The following is a 13,074-nucleotide window of genomic DNA, read 5'->3' as shown; positions in this document are numbered from 1 at the left end:
GCCGGCCCCTGCGGCAACGCCCGCGCCCGCGGCAGCGCCCGCGCCCGCGGCATCCGATGAAGCGGATGCCGCCGCCTCATGACCCTCTTCCTCGCGCTCGCCCTCGTGGCCGCGCTCGTCACCTTCGGCGGTTCGGTCCTCGTCTGGAAGCTGAGCCTCAAGTACCGGCTCTACCCCAAGATCCGCGAACGCGACGTGCACACCCGCCCTACGCCGCGCCTCGGCGGCATCGCCATGTTCGTCGGCATCCTCGCCGCGATCGGCGCGGCCGCGTTCGTGTCGTCGCTGGGGTCCACGCGCTTCTCGAACGTCTCGATCATCTTCCAGAACCCCTCGCAGATGCTGGCGATCCTCGGGGCGGCGCTGCTCATCGTGCTCATCGGCGTGGCCGACGACATCTGGGATCTCGACTGGACCACGAAGCTCGCCGGGCAGTTCGTCGCGGCGGGCCTCATCGCATGGCAGGGCGTCTCGATCGTCTCGCTGCCGATCGGCGGCATCACGGTCGGCTCCTCGTGGATGAGCGCGACGATCACGGTGTTCACGATCGTGCTGGTCATGAACGCGATCAACTTCATCGACGGCCTCGACGGGCTCGTCGCAGGAGTCGCCCTCATCGCCAACGGCGTGTTCTTCCTCTACACCTACCTCCTCGTGCAGAAGACGTCGCCGCTCAACTACTTCAACCTCGCCTCGCTGCTCGCGATCGTGGTGGTCGGCGCCTGCATCGGCTTCCTGCCGCTCAACTGGCACCCCGCCAAGCTGTTCATGGGCGACGCCGGGGCGCTGCTCATCGGCCTCCTCATGGCCACGTCGGCGATCTCGGTGACCGGCCAGATCAACCCGGCCGCCGTCGGCATCCAGGACCTCTTCGCCGCGTTCATCCCGATCATCCTGCCGTTCGCGGTGCTCGTCATCCCGCTGCTCGACTTCGGGCTCGCCGTCGTCCGGCGGCTCCGTGCGGGCAAGTCGCCGTTCTCCGCCGACCGCAAGCACCTGCACCACCGGCTGCTCGACATGGGCCACTCGCACCTGAACGCCGTGCTCATCTTCTACGCGTGGACCGCGGTCGTCTCGATCGGATGCCTCCTCACGTATGTGCTGCCCGTGTACCTCGGCACCAGCGCCATGTGGGCGTTCGCCTTCATCGGCGTCGGATTCGTCGTGTGCGCCGCGATCACGCTGGCACCCCTCGGCCGGCGCAAGCGGCTCACGGTGGCCGCGGAGGCCGAGAATCCCGGCCTGCCCGAAGGCGTGGTGTTCGACGAGCTCGAGCCCGCCGCAGCCCCCGTCGCCGTCCCCGATGAGCCCGGCCGGCACGTCCCCGGCGATCCCGAACTGGAGCACGATGACCGACGCACGGCCTGAACCCGCCGACCGCACGCCCACCTCGAACCCGGTGCTGCGCCGCGCCCTGGCGTGGGGCGCGGCCCTTGCAGCCGTCGTGCTGGTGGTGAGCGCCGTCCTCGGACTGGTCTTCGCCGGCACCGAGGGGCTCGTCAGCGCGCTCATCGGCACGCTGATGGCCGTCGTCTTCATGGGCATCACGGCGGCGAGCATCCTCCTCGCCAACCGCTACGCATCCAGCGACGTCTTCGTCGGGGTCTTCTTCGCGATCGTGCTCGGCGGATGGCTGCTGAAGTTCATCGTCTTCATCGTGCTCGTCGTCGTCCTCCGCGACGCGCCATGGCTGAATCCCGTCGTGCTGTTCCTCAGCCTCGTCGCCGGCGTCATCGCGTCGCTCGTCGTCGACGTGCTCGTCGTCGCGAAGTCGCGCATGCCCTATGCCAGCGACGTCGAACTGCCGAAGGCGCCCACCGACGACTGAGGTCCGCCTGAATTCGTCCGCTCGTAGAAGTTGTTGCTAGAGTATTGACGATCCCCCCGGTTTCCGCTCGGCTTCGGCATGTGCGGAATCCGTTCCATGTTCGTCGACGCGAGAGCCGAGCTCCACGCCCCGAAACAGGAGATAGCGCTGCTAGCTAACGCTCTGAACCTGCTGGTTCCGATGTCCACCGACGATGGTGGCTTCCACGGTCCGTCGATCGAGGAATTCTTCCCGGGGGCACTGCTCTTCGGCGGTACTCCGTTCGAGATCAACCGCATCACGCTCGTGCGCATCGTCGCCGTCGTCGCGCTGCTCCTCGTCTTCTGGCTCGGCACGCGCAAGATGCGCCTCGTCCCCGGCCGCTTCCAGAGCCTCGTCGAGATGGGTCTCGACCTCGTCCGCGTGAACATCGCCGACGACCTGCTCGGCAAGAAGGACGGCAAGCGGTTCCTGCCGATCCTCACGACCATCTTCTTCATGGTGCTGTTCATGAACCTCACGGGTGTCATCCCGTTCCTGAACATCGCGGGCACGTCGGTCATCGGCGTGCCGCTGGTCCTCGCGATCGTCGCCTACGTCGCCTTCATCTACGCGGGTGTCAAGAAGAACCCCAAGAACTTCTTCAAGAACTCGCTCTTCCCCTCGGGTGTCCCGTGGCCGGTGTACATCATCGTCACGCCCATCGAGCTGATCTCGACGTTCATCATCCGGCCGGTCACGCTCACGCTCCGACTCATGATGAACATGATCGTCGGGCACCTCCTGCTCGTGCTCTTCTTCGCAGCGACCTCGTTCTTCGTCGTCCAGCTCGGCGGCTGGTGGACCCTCCTCGGCGTCGGGAGCCTGGCCTTCGGCCTGGTGTTCACGCTCTTCGAGATCCTCGTCGCCGTCCTGCAGGCCTACGTCTTCGCCCTCCTCACCGCGGTCTACATCCAGCTCGCGGTCGCAGAAGAGCACTGAGCCCGGGCACCCGCCCAGCACATCCCTAGGAAAGGAAAACCCAACGTGGACGCAACTACCGTTCTCGCTGAGATCAACGGCAACATCGCAACGGTCGGTTACGGCCTCGCGGCCATCGGCCCGGCCATCGGCGTGGGCATCGTGGTCGGCAAGACCATCGAGGGCGTCGCCCGCCAGCCCGAGCTCGCCGGCCGCCTCCAGGTGCTGATGTGGATCGGCATCGCCTTCACCGAGGCGCTCGCCTTCATCGGCATCGCCACGTACTTCATCTTCGTCTGATCCCCTTCGCCGCTATCTAGGAGGCCAATGTGCTCCACGCAGTTCTGAGCGCTGCGACCGAGGCTGCCGAGGAGAACATGAGCCCGGTCGTCCCCGAGCCCTATGACATCATCGGGTCGGCGATCTGCTTCGTGATCATCCTCGTCTTCTTCTGGAAGTACGCGCTGCCGCGCGTCCAGAAGATGCTCGACGAGCGCGCCGAAGCCATCGAGGGCAACATCGCGAAGGCCGACGAGGCCCAGCGCAAGGCGGAGGCGGCACTCGAGGAATACACCGCCCAGCTCGCCGACGCGCGCGCCGAAGCCGGTCGCATCCGCGAGACCGCCCGCGAGGACGGCAAGAAGATCGTCGCCGAGGCGAGGGAGCAGGCCTCCGGAGAAGCGGCCCGCATCACCGCCGGCGCCCAGGCCCAGATCGAGGCGGAGCGCCAGTCGGCGCTCGTCTCGCTGCGGTCCGAGGTCGGCACCCTCGCGATCGACCTCGCATCCGGCGTCATCGGCGAGAGCCTCTCCGATGACCGCAAGGCGCAGAACGTCGTCGACCGCTTCCTCGCCGAGCTCGAGGCGAGCGAGCAGGCGGCTGCCGGAGGGAAGAAGTAACCCATGGGTAGCGCTACGAGAGGGGCCCTCGCCGACATGCGAGCGGCGCTCGCCGAGCTCGGCCGTGCCGAGCTGACGGTCGCCGAGGACCTCCTCGCGGTCGGCCGGGTCGTGGGTGCGTCGTCGCAGCTGCGCTCCGCGCTGACCGACACCGAGGCGGATGCCGCGCAGAAGCGCGCCCTGGTCGAAGCGGTCTTCGGCTCGCGGATCAGCCCTGCAGCCGCGTCCCTGCTCTCGGCCGCCGCCACCGCGCGGTGGTCGAGCGGTGAGGACTTCCTCGCCGGCATCGAGGAGCTGGGCTACCGCGTCGCGGCCGAGTCAGCTCCCGACGGCGTGCAGGTCGACGCCGAGCTCTTCACCGTCGAGCAGGCAGTCGCCTCCGACGACGAGCTCGAGCTGGCGCTCGGCAGCAAGCTGAGCCTGACCGCGTCGAAGACGCAGATCGTCGATCGGCTGCTCGACGGCAAGGCGGCACCGCAGACGGTCGCCATCGTGCGCCATCTCGTGGAGCAGCCCCGTGGGCGCCGCATCGGCGAGGCACTCCGGCACGCGGCATCCGTCGTCGCCGACCAGCGCGGCTTCGACGTCGCGACGGTCACGACCGCCGTGCCGCTGACTCCCGAGCAGCTCGCCCGGCTCCAGCAGGGCCTCGCGGCCCAGACGGGCCGCCGAGTCCGATTCGACACCATCGTCGACCCCGCCGTGCTCGGCGGAGTCCGCGTGCAGATCGGCGACGACGTCATCGACGGCAGCGTCGCCAGCCGCCTCAGCTCGCTGAGGCAGAAGCTTGCCGGCTGACCGCCGGACGAAACGACCGGCGTCCTGCGCCGCGACAGACCAGTAGCTGTACAACCGGTACAGAAAAGGGAAAGACAATGGCAGAACTCTCCATCAGCCCCGACGAGATCCGTTCGGCTCTCTCGGAGTTCGTCTCGTCGTACGAGCCGGGCACGGCGCAGAAGACCGAGGTCGGATACGTCACCGACGCCGGCGACGGCATCGCGCACGTCGAGGGCCTGCCCTCGGTCATGGCGAACGAGCTCATCCGCTTCGCGGACGGCACGCTCGGCCTCGCGCTGAACCTCGACGAGGACGAGATCGGCGTCGTCGTGCTCGGCGAGTTCACCGGCATCGAGGAGGGCATGGAGGTGACCCGCACGGGCGAGGTCCTCTCGGTCCCCGTCGGCGAGGGCTACCTCGGCCGTGTCGTCGACCCCCTCGGCAACCCGATCGACGGTCTCGGCGAGATCACCGGCATCGAGGGCCGCCGCGCCCTCGAGCTGCAGGCGCCCGGCGTCATGCAGCGCAAGTCGGTGCACGAGCCGCTGCAGACCGGCATCAAGGCCATCGACGCCATGATCCCCGTCGGCCGCGGCCAGCGCCAGCTCATCATCGGCGACCGCCAGACGGGCAAGACGGCGATCGCGATCGACACGATCATCAACCAGAAGGCGAACTGGGACTCGGGCGACCCGAACAAGCAGGTCCGCTGCATCTACGTCGCGATCGGCCAGAAGGGTTCCACCATCGCTGGCGTCAAGGGCGCCCTGGAAGACGCCGGCGCCATGGAGTACACCACGATCGTGGCGGCTCCGGCGTCCGACCCGGCGGGCTTCAAGTACCTCGCGCCCTACACCGGCTCGGCCATCGGCCAGCACTGGATGTACGACTCCAAGCACGTCCTCATCATCTTCGACGACCTGTCGAAGCAGGCTGAGGCCTACCGTGCCGTGTCGCTGCTCCTCCGCCGTCCGCCGGGTCGTGAGGCGTACCCCGGCGACGTCTTCTACCTGCACTCGCGTCTGCTCGAGCGTTGCGCCAAGCTCTCCGACGAGCTCGGCGCCGGATCGATGACCGGCCTGCCGATCATCGAGACCAAGGCCAACGACGTCTCGGCGTACATCCCGACCAACGTGATCTCGATCACCGACGGCCAGATCTTCCTCCAGTCCGACCTCTTCAACGCGAACCAGCGCCCGGCGGTCGACGTGGGCATCTCGGTGTCGCGAGTCGGCGGCGACGCGCAGGTCAAGTCGATCAAGAAGGTCTCTGGCACGCTGAAGCTCGAGCTCGCGCAGTACCGCTCGCTCGAGGCGTTCGCGATGTTCGCGTCCGACCTCGACGCGGCGAGCCGTCGCCAGCTCGCCCGTGGCGCACGCCTCACCGAGCTGCTCAAGCAGCCGCAGTACTCGCCGTACCCCGTCGAGGAGCAGGTCGTCTCGATCTGGGCCGGCACCAACGGCAAGCTCGACGAGGTCCCGGTCGAGGACATCCTGCGCTTCGAGCGCGAGCTCCTCGACTACCTCGGCCGCAACACCGAGGTGCTCTCGACGCTGCGCGACACGAACGTGCTGTCCGACGAGACGGTCGCGACCCTCGAGGCCGAGGTCGACAAGTTCAAGCTCGAGTTCCAGACCGGCGAGGGCAAGCCGCTTGCCTCGGTGGGCAGCGAGCAGTTCGAGGCCATCGCCGTCGAGGACGTCAACCAGGAGAAGATCGTCAAGGCTCGCCGCTAGGCAGCCGGCGACGACGATCGAACCTAGGCATACAGGAGAGAAATGGGAGCGCAACTTCGGGTCTACCGGCAGAAGATCAAGTCTGCCCAGACGACGAAGAAGATCACCAAGGCGATGGAGCTCATCGCCGCCTCGCGCATCCAGAAGGCGCAGGCGCGTGTGACGGCTTCGACGCCGTACTCGCGCGCCATCACCCGCGCCGTCTCGGCCGTCGCGACGTACTCGAACGTCGACCACGTGCTCACCACCGAGCCCGAGACGATCGAGCGCGCAGCCGTCGTGATCCTCACGTCCGATCGCGGCCTCGCCGGCGCGTTCAACTCGCAGGTGCTCCGTGAGGCGGAGGAGCTCGCCGAGCTGCTCCGCTCGCAGGGCAAGGAGGTCGTGTACTTCCTGGTCGGGCGCAAGGCAGTGGGCTACTTCCAGTTCCGTCGCCGTGCGTCGGAGCAGCAGTGGACCGGCAGCTCCGAGAACCCCGAGTTCGAGCTCGCCAAGGAGATCGCGGATGCCGTGCTCGAGGCGTTCCTCCGCGACGCCGCCGACGGCGGTGTCGACGAGATCCACGTCGTCTACAACAAGTTCGTGAGCATGATGACGCAGACCCCCGAGGTCGTGCGCCTGCTGCCGCTCGAGGTCGTCGAGGGTGTCGACGAGCCCGACGCCACCGTGCAGCCGCTCTACGAGTTCGAGCCCGATGTCGAGACCGTGCTCGATGCGCTGCTCCCGGTCTACATCGAGAGCCGCATCTTCAACGCCCTCCTGCAGTCCGCCGCGGCGAAGCATGCGGCGACGCAGAAGGCGATGAAGTCGGCCAGCGACAACGCCGACAAGCTCATCACCGACTACACCCGGCTGGCGAACAACGCGCGCCAGGCCGAGATCACGCAGCAGATCTCCGAGATCGTGGGCGGCGCCGACGCGCTCGTCGCCAAGAAGTAACCCAGAAAAGAGAGAGCCAGAATGACTGACACCGCAACCGCGCCGGTCGCCGAGTCGACCGCCGGCGCCGTCGGCCGCATCGCCCGCGTCACGGGCCCCGTCGTCGACATCGAGTTCCCGCACGACTCGATCCCCGAGATCTACAACGCTCTCCAGACCGAGATCACGGTCGGCGGCGAGACCCTCGTCCTGACCCTCGAGGTCGCCCAGCACCTGGGTGACGACCTCGTTCGCGCCATCGCGCTGAAGCCCACCGACGGGCTCGTGCGCGGCCAGGAGGTGACCGACACCGGCGAGGCGATCTCCGTTCCCGTCGGCGACGTCACCAAGGGCAAGGTGTTCAACGTCATCGGCGAGATCCTCAACGGTGAGCCGGGCGAGCAGGTGGAGATCACCGAGCGCTGGCCGATCCACCGCCGTCCGCCGGCGTTCGACCAGCTCGAGTCGAAGACGCAGCTCTTCGAGACCGGCATCAAGTCGATCGACCTCCTCACCCCCTACGTCCAGGGTGGCAAGATCGGCCTCTTCGGTGGTGCGGGCGTCGGCAAGACGGTCCTCATCCAGGAGATGATCCAGCGCGTGGCGCAGGACCACGGTGGCGTGTCGGTGTTCGCCGGTGTCGGCGAGCGCACCCGTGAGGGCAACGACCTCATCCACGAGATGGAGGAGGCGGGCGTCTTCGACAAGACCGCGCTCGTGTTCGGCCAGATGGACGAGCCGCCGGGCACGCGTCTGCGCGTCGCGCTCTCGGCTCTGACGATGGCGGAGTACTTCCGCGACGTGCAGAAGCAGGACGTCCTGCTCTTCATCGACAACATCTTCCGCTTCACGCAGGCGGGCTCCGAGGTCTCGACGCTGCTCGGCCGCATGCCGTCCGCGGTGGGCTACCAGCCGAACCTCGCCGACGAGATGGGCGTCCTGCAGGAGCGCATCACCTCGACGCGCGGTCACTCGATCACCTCGCTGCAGGCGATCTACGTCCCGGCCGACGACTACACGGACCCGGCTCCCGCCACGACGTTCGCGCACCTCGATGCGACGACCGAGCTGTCGCGCGAGATCGCGTCGAAGGGCCTCTACCCGGCCATCGACCCGCTGACGTCGACGTCGCGCATCATGGACCCCCGCTACCTGGGCGAGGACCACTACCGCGTCGCGACCACGGTCAAGCAGATCCTCCAGAAGAACAAGGAGCTCCAGGAGATCATCGCGATCCTCGGCGTCGACGAGCTCTCCGAGGAAGACAAGATCACCGTGTCGCGCGCGCGTCGCATCCAGCAGTTCCTCTCGCAGAACACCTACATGGCGAAGAAGTTCACCGGTGTCGAGGGCTCCACGGTGCCGCTCAAGGACACGATCGAGTCGTTCGACGCGATCGCCCGCGGTGACTTCGACCACGTCGCGGAGCAGGCGTTCTTCAACGTCGGCCCCATCACCGACGTCGAGGAGAACTGGGCTCGCATCCAGAAGGAGAACGGCTGAGCATGGCCGTCCTCAACGTGAGCGTCGTCTCGGCCGACCGGGAAGTCTGGTCGGGCGAGGCGTCCATGGTGATCGCCCGCACCGTCGAAGGCGAGATCGGCATCCTGCCCGGCCACGAGCCGATGCTGGCGATCCTCGCCGGCGGCGAGGTTCGCGTCACCCTTCCGGGCGGCGAGAAGATCACGGCCAACGCCGAGGACGGGTTCCTGTCGGTGCAGTCCGACTCGGTCCAGCTCGTCGCTTCGCGGGCCGAGCTCGCCTGAGGAGTCGCGGATGCAGGGGGAGCAGCCGATAGAACGCCAGTTCGGTGACCTGAGCGTCACCCAACTCATCGTCATGGCCGGGCTGCCGGGCGCGGGAAAGTCGACGATCGCCGAGATCGTCGGCGCCCGGCTCGGCGCCACGGTCGTGTCCGTCGATCCGATCGAGTCGGCCATTCTCCGCGCCGGAATCGACGCCGACCAGCCCACCGGGCTCGCGGCGTATCTCGTGGCCGAGGAGATCGCGGAGAAGGAACTCGACTCCGGACGCACGGTCATCGTCGACGCGGTGAACGCCGCGGAGGCGGCTCGGCTGCAGTGGCGCGACCTCGCCGCCCGCGCTGATGTGCGACTGCGGGTGATCGAGGTCGCCTGTTCCGACGAGGCGGTGCATCGTGCGCGTCTCGAGAAGCGCGAGCGTCGGCTTCCGCATCTCGAGGAGACGACGTGGCGCGCCGTCGAGCAGAGCCTCGAGGGCTACGCCCCGTGGACGGGTCCTTCGTCGGCGCTGCCGCGCGTGACCATCGACAGCGTGCAATCGCTCGGATCGAACGTCGAGGCGGCGCTCGCCTTCATCGCGTCCTAGATGCGGCTGCTCCTGCCGCCGTCCGAGACGAAACGGGATGGCGGCGTCGGCGGCCCGATCGACCTCGAACTCCTGGCCCTTCCAGAACTGAACGACGCTCGACGCGAGCTCATGGACGAGGTCGCCGCCCTCGCCGCGGATCATGACGTCGCCATGCGCGCGCTGAAGCTCGGTCCTCGGCAGTCGGCCGAGATCGAGCGGAATCGCCGGCTCCACGACGCCCCGTCGATGCCCGCCATCGATCGGTATACGGGCGTGCTGTTCGACGCGCTCGACGCGCCGACGCTCTCGGCAGCGGCGCGGTCGTACGCTGCCGAGACGGTCATGGTGCATTCGGCGTTGTTCGGCCTGATCGGGGCGCTCGATCCCATTCCCGCCTATCGGCTGTCCCATGACTCCCGCATCCCAGGCATCCACCTGCGTCAGTTCTGGCGCCCCCGCCTGGAGTCGACCCTCGCAGCGCGACCGGGCTTGATCGTGGACCTGCGGTCCGAGGGGTACGTGCACCTCGGCCCGGCGCCCGTCCGCGAGAACAGTGTCTTCGTTCGCGTCGTCTCGGTCGGGGACGACGGACGACGCCGCGCCCTCAACCATTTCAACAAGACGGCGAAGGGCGCATTCACCCGGGCGGTGCTCGAGTCGCGTCCGACAGCGGAATCCGTCGACGACCTGATCGAGTGGGCGCGGGTCGCCGGCTTCGGTCTCGACTTCGCTGAGGAGACCGACCACGCGAGCGGGGTGCGTGAACTGGAGCTCCTGGCCTGAGCGACGGCGTCGCCTGATGCGCAGCCGGTGCAGACCGGATGAGAAGAGCGGAACCTGCGGGGTGAGGTTCAGGCCGTCGTCGGGAGGGCCTCTGCCGGTGCGGGTTGCGCCGACGCTCGGAAGCACCCCGAGAGGTGATCGTCGACCATGCCTGCTGCCTGCATGAGCGCGTACATCGTGGTCGGGCCGACGAACCGGAATCCGAGCCTGCGGAGCTCCTTGCTCATCGCCGTCGACTCGGGCGTGGTGGCAGGAACCTCTGCGAACGACCGCGGCGGCGCCGTGCGGGGCGACGGAGCGAAGCTCCACAGCAGCTCCTCGAGGGGAACCTCCAACGCGAGGGTCGCCCTGGCGTTCTGGATGGCCGCCTCGATCTTGCCGCGATGGCGGATGATGCGTGCGTCGGCGAGCAGTCGCTCGACGTCGGCCTCGGTCATCGCGGCGACCTGCTCGACGTCGAACCCGTGGAACACCTCACGGAAGGCCGGCCGGCGGCGCAGGATGGTGATCCAGGAGAGGCCGGCCTGGAAGCCTTCGAGGCAGACCTTCTCGTAGAGGCGCACCGGATCGTGCTGCGGTGTGCCCCATTCCTCGTCGTGGTAGCGGCGGTACTCGGGGTCCTTCGCGCCCCAGGCGCACCGTGTCAGGCCGTCGTCGCCGACCAGGAGGTCGGCCGATGGGATGACGCTCATGCGGCGAAGCCGATGCGCTCGTGTCCGAGCAGCCAGAGCTTCGTCGGGATGCCGTCGCCGCCGGAGTAGCCGGTGATGCGACCGTCGGACGCGAGGACGCGATGGCACCCGACGATGATCGGCACCGGGTTCGCGCCGACGGCGCCGCCGATCGCGCGGGCCGACCCCGGCTTGCCGACGGCCGTGGCGAGCGCGCCATAGGAGATGGCCTCGCCCCACTGGAGCCGCTCGAGCTCGGCCCAGACGGCCTGCTGGAACGCCGTGCCGGAGAGGCGGACGGGGACGTCGAAGTCGGTGCGCGCGCCGGCGAAGTACTCGAGGAGCTGCGATCGGGCGTCGTCGAGCACCGCATTGGAGCGCTCGGGCTCGCCGTCGTGGGGGAGCGCGCCGTCGCGCTCGATGGTGACGCCCGTCAGCGCATCGTCATCGCCGACGAGCTCGATGCGCCCGATCGGGCTGTCGAGGCGGGTGAGGTACACGTTGGTCATGGTTCGAGCGTAGCCGCGGCATCCGACATCGACTCGCGGGAATCGGACATCGCGAAGGCACCGCGCCACGGGTCGGGTGTGGAGGACGAGTCCGGGGCGAGCCCCGCGCCCGAATAGGCTGGAGCGATGACGGATCTCGAGTACCGCTCCCTCGGCCGGTCGGGCCTCCGCGTCTCGACCGTGGGCCTCGGAGGCAACAACTTCGGCCGCGCGGGTACCGCGACGGAGGGGCAGGAGGGCACCGACGCGGTGGTCTCCGCAGCGCTCGACGCCGGCGTCAACCTCATCGACACGGCCGACATCTACGGGCGCGAGTACGGGCTCAGCGAGACGCTGCTCGGCTCGGCGCTGCGCGGACGACGCGACGAGGTCGTCATCGCGACGAAGTTCGGGCACTCGAGCCTTCCGTCGCCCCTGCCGGCATGGGGCGCGCGCGGCTCGCGCCGCTACATCCGCCTCGCCGTCGAGGGGTCGCTCCGCCGATTGCAGACCGACTGGATCGACCTCTACCAGCTGCACACGCCCGACCCGGCGACGCCGATCGACGAGACGATCTCGGCACTCGACGACCTCGTCCGCGCCGGCAAGGTGCGCTACCTCGGCCACTCCAACCTGAGCGGCTGGCAGATCGCGGAGGCGGAGTATGTCGCGCGTGAACTGGGCACGGCGCGCTTCATCTCGGCGCAGAACGAGTACAACCTGCTGGCGCGGGGCGCCGAGGCCGAGGTCCTCCCGGCCGTGCGTCACCTCGGGCTCGGCTTCCTGCCGTACTTCCCGTTGCAGAACGGCTTGCTCACCGGCAAGTTCCGGCGAGACGAACAGCCCGCCGACACGCGCATCATGCGGCAGCGCCGCCATCTCGTCGACGACGCGCCGTGGGACGTGCTCGACCGCTATCGCGCCTTCGCGGACGCGCGCGGCATCACGATGCTCGAGGCCACGTTCGGGTGGCTCCTCGCCCAGCCGTCGCTCACGAGCGTGATCGCCGGCACGACGCGCCCCGAGCAGATCCGGCAGAACGCGGCCGCCGGCGTCGCCTGGCAACCGTCGGCCGACGAGGTCGACGAGGTCTCCCGGATCTTCGCCACGCCCTGAGTCCTCCTCCCCAGGCGCCTCCCGCGGTGCGCGTGGCCCACCGGCGAGGAAAGCCGCGTGCGACGGATGCGTGCGCGACATCCTGACCGCATGACCACCATCATCCGTGCCGCAGGCGCCCACGACCTGCTGGCCATCGTGCCCGCCCTCGCCGGATTCGTCCCCGAACGCTCGATCGTCTGCGTGGCCTTCCGCGGCGCGCGCTCGGCCGGGGTCGTCCGCCACGACCTCCCTCGGCGTCCCCGCGAGCGGCAGGCGGTCGTCGGCGCGATCGTCGGCACGCTGTGCCGGATGCCGGGCGTCGACGCCGTGGTACCGATCGCGTACACCGATGCGACCTTCGCGCCGACCGGCCGATTTCCCGAACGCGCGCTCCTGTCACTCCTCGTGCGGCGCATCGAGCAGGCCGGATTCGCCGTGCGAGACGCACTCTGCCGCGGCGCCGACGCCTGGGGTTCCCTGCTCGACCCCGCGACGCCCGTCATGGGGCATCCGGTCTCGATGATCGAGGGGAGCGAGGCGTTGGGCCGGATCCCGCGAGGCGCGCCGTCGATCGGCGGCGTGGCCGACGCCGGTCGCCTGCCG

General features: G+C 68.7%; 16 protein-coding genes. 14 read left to right on the top strand and 2 right to left on the bottom strand.

All coding sequences use genetic code 11. The features are described 5' to 3' along the window. The first annotated feature begins 78 nt into the window (after positions 1–78). The 12 genes from GH736_RS08790 (at position 79) to GH736_RS08735 (ending at position 10,214) form a co-directional block, all read left to right on the top strand. Positions 79–1,368, top strand: a complete 1,290-nt coding sequence (locus GH736_RS08790; RefSeq protein ID WP_159602204.1) for an MraY family glycosyltransferase — start codon at positions 79–81, stop codon at positions 1,366–1,368. Then, on the top strand, positions 1,349–1,828 hold the full coding sequence (locus tag GH736_RS08785) for a hypothetical protein (RefSeq protein ID WP_159602202.1): 480 nt from the start codon (positions 1,349–1,351) through the stop codon (positions 1,826–1,828). Before GH736_RS08790 ends, GH736_RS08785 begins: the two co-directional genes overlap by 20 nt. Before the next feature lie 180 nt (positions 1,829–2,008). Next, positions 2,009–2,788, top strand: coding sequence for a F0F1 ATP synthase subunit A (atpB, locus tag GH736_RS08780; protein ID WP_235933909.1), 780 nt, complete (start codon positions 2,009–2,011; stop codon positions 2,786–2,788). Positions 2,789–2,833: 45 nt separating this feature from the next. Then, the gene (gene atpE / locus GH736_RS08775) at positions 2,834–3,067 is read left to right on the top strand and encodes an ATP synthase F0 subunit C (protein ID WP_022888426.1); all 234 of its coding nucleotides are present in this window, start codon (positions 2,834–2,836) and stop codon (positions 3,065–3,067) included. 44 nt (positions 3,068–3,111) lie between these two features. Next, positions 3,112–3,666, top strand: coding sequence for a F0F1 ATP synthase subunit B (locus GH736_RS08770; RefSeq protein WP_407922333.1), 555 nt, complete (start codon positions 3,112–3,114; stop codon positions 3,664–3,666). 3 nt (positions 3,667–3,669) lie between these two features. Beyond that, positions 3,670–4,464: a F0F1 ATP synthase subunit delta gene (locus tag GH736_RS08765; RefSeq protein WP_159602198.1), complete on the top strand. Its 795-nt coding sequence runs from the start codon at positions 3,670–3,672 to the stop codon at positions 4,462–4,464. Positions 4,465–4,541: 77 nt separating this feature from the next. Continuing rightward, positions 4,542–6,182 (top strand): F0F1 ATP synthase subunit alpha, encoded by a 1,641-nt coding sequence (gene atpA, locus GH736_RS08760; RefSeq protein WP_159602196.1) that lies wholly within the window; start codon positions 4,542–4,544, stop codon positions 6,180–6,182. Between the two features lie 42 nt (positions 6,183–6,224). Beyond that, the gene (locus GH736_RS08755; RefSeq protein ID WP_159602194.1) at positions 6,225–7,121 is read left to right on the top strand and encodes a F0F1 ATP synthase subunit gamma; all 897 of its coding nucleotides are present in this window, start codon (positions 6,225–6,227) and stop codon (positions 7,119–7,121) included. 21 nt (positions 7,122–7,142) lie between these two features. After that, positions 7,143–8,603 carry a F0F1 ATP synthase subunit beta gene (gene atpD, locus GH736_RS08750; RefSeq protein ID WP_159602192.1) on the top strand — a complete coding sequence of 487 codons (1,461 nt, stop codon included), beginning with the start codon at positions 7,143–7,145 and terminating at the stop codon, positions 8,601–8,603. A gap of 2 nt (positions 8,604–8,605) precedes the next feature. Continuing rightward, on the top strand, positions 8,606–8,866 hold the full coding sequence (locus tag GH736_RS08745) for a F0F1 ATP synthase subunit epsilon (RefSeq protein WP_159602190.1): 261 nt from the start codon (positions 8,606–8,608) through the stop codon (positions 8,864–8,866). 10 nt (positions 8,867–8,876) lie between these two features. Beyond that, a complete protein-coding gene (locus tag GH736_RS08740) occupies positions 8,877–9,449 on the top strand; it encodes an AAA family ATPase (protein ID WP_159602188.1) in 573 nt (190 codons plus the stop codon). Beyond that, the gene (locus tag GH736_RS08735; RefSeq protein ID WP_159602186.1) at positions 9,450–10,214 is read left to right on the top strand and encodes a YaaA family protein; all 765 of its coding nucleotides are present in this window, start codon (positions 9,450–9,452) and stop codon (positions 10,212–10,214) included. 68 nt (positions 10,215–10,282) lie between these two features. On the opposite strand, the gene GH736_RS08730 is transcribed toward GH736_RS08735, so the two are convergent. Continuing rightward, positions 10,283–10,906 (bottom strand): DNA-3-methyladenine glycosylase I, encoded by a 624-nt coding sequence (locus tag GH736_RS08730; protein WP_159602184.1) that lies wholly within the window; start codon positions 10,904–10,906, stop codon positions 10,283–10,285. Next, positions 10,903–11,394 (bottom strand): methylated-DNA--[protein]-cysteine S-methyltransferase, encoded by a 492-nt coding sequence (locus GH736_RS08725; protein ID WP_159602182.1) that lies wholly within the window; start codon positions 11,392–11,394, stop codon positions 10,903–10,905. Before GH736_RS08725 ends, GH736_RS08730 begins: the two co-directional genes overlap by 4 nt. Positions 11,395–11,520: 126 nt before the next feature. On the opposite strand from GH736_RS08725, the gene GH736_RS08720 reads away from it, so the two are divergent. Both GH736_RS08720 and GH736_RS08715 read left to right on the top strand, forming a co-directional pair. Further along, the gene (locus GH736_RS08720; RefSeq protein ID WP_159602180.1) at positions 11,521–12,489 is read left to right on the top strand and encodes an aldo/keto reductase; all 969 of its coding nucleotides are present in this window, start codon (positions 11,521–11,523) and stop codon (positions 12,487–12,489) included. 90 nt (positions 12,490–12,579) lie between these two features. After that, on the top strand, positions 12,580–13,074 hold a 495-nt coding region (locus tag GH736_RS08715), incomplete at its 3' end, for a DUF4192 family protein (protein ID WP_159602178.1).

It is taken from the genome of Agromyces humi (assembly GCF_009720255.1).
Classification (GTDB): domain Bacteria; phylum Actinomycetota; class Actinomycetes; order Actinomycetales; family Microbacteriaceae; genus Agromyces; species Agromyces humi.
This window is presented reverse-complemented; position numbering and strand designations above follow the sequence as displayed.

What these genes read in the sequence shown, in the direction of transcription:
- GH736_RS08745 (WP_159602190.1), top strand. Translation starts at nt 8,606, where the DNA reads ATGGCCGTCCTCAACGTGAGCGTCGTCTCGGCCGACCGGGAAGTCTGG.
- GH736_RS08720 (WP_159602180.1), top strand. Translation starts at nt 11,521, where the DNA reads ATGACGGATCTCGAGTACCGCTCCCTCGGCCGGTCGGGCCTCCGCGTC.
- GH736_RS08790 (WP_159602204.1), top strand. Translation starts at nt 79, where the DNA reads ATGACCCTCTTCCTCGCGCTCGCCCTCGTGGCCGCGCTCGTCACCTTC.
- GH736_RS08755 (WP_159602194.1), top strand. Translation starts at nt 6,225, where the DNA reads ATGGGAGCGCAACTTCGGGTCTACCGGCAGAAGATCAAGTCTGCCCAG.
- GH736_RS08735 (WP_159602186.1), top strand. Translation starts at nt 9,450, where the DNA reads ATGCGGCTGCTCCTGCCGCCGTCCGAGACGAAACGGGATGGCGGCGTC.
- atpA (WP_159602196.1), top strand. Translation starts at nt 4,542, where the DNA reads ATGGCAGAACTCTCCATCAGCCCCGACGAGATCCGTTCGGCTCTCTCG.
- atpB (WP_235933909.1), top strand. Translation starts at nt 2,009, where the DNA reads ATGTCCACCGACGATGGTGGCTTCCACGGTCCGTCGATCGAGGAATTC.
- GH736_RS08730 (WP_159602184.1), bottom strand. Translation starts at nt 10,906, where the DNA reads ATGAGCGTCATCCCATCGGCCGACCTCCTGGTCGGCGACGACGGCCTG.
- GH736_RS08740 (WP_159602188.1), top strand. Translation starts at nt 8,877, where the DNA reads ATGCAGGGGGAGCAGCCGATAGAACGCCAGTTCGGTGACCTGAGCGTC.
- GH736_RS08765 (WP_159602198.1), top strand. Translation starts at nt 3,670, where the DNA reads ATGGGTAGCGCTACGAGAGGGGCCCTCGCCGACATGCGAGCGGCGCTC.
- GH736_RS08725 (WP_159602182.1), bottom strand. Translation starts at nt 11,394, where the DNA reads ATGACCAACGTGTACCTCACCCGCCTCGACAGCCCGATCGGGCGCATC.
- GH736_RS08785 (WP_159602202.1), top strand. Translation starts at nt 1,349, where the DNA reads ATGACCGACGCACGGCCTGAACCCGCCGACCGCACGCCCACCTCGAAC.
- atpD (WP_159602192.1), top strand. Translation starts at nt 7,143, where the DNA reads ATGACTGACACCGCAACCGCGCCGGTCGCCGAGTCGACCGCCGGCGCC.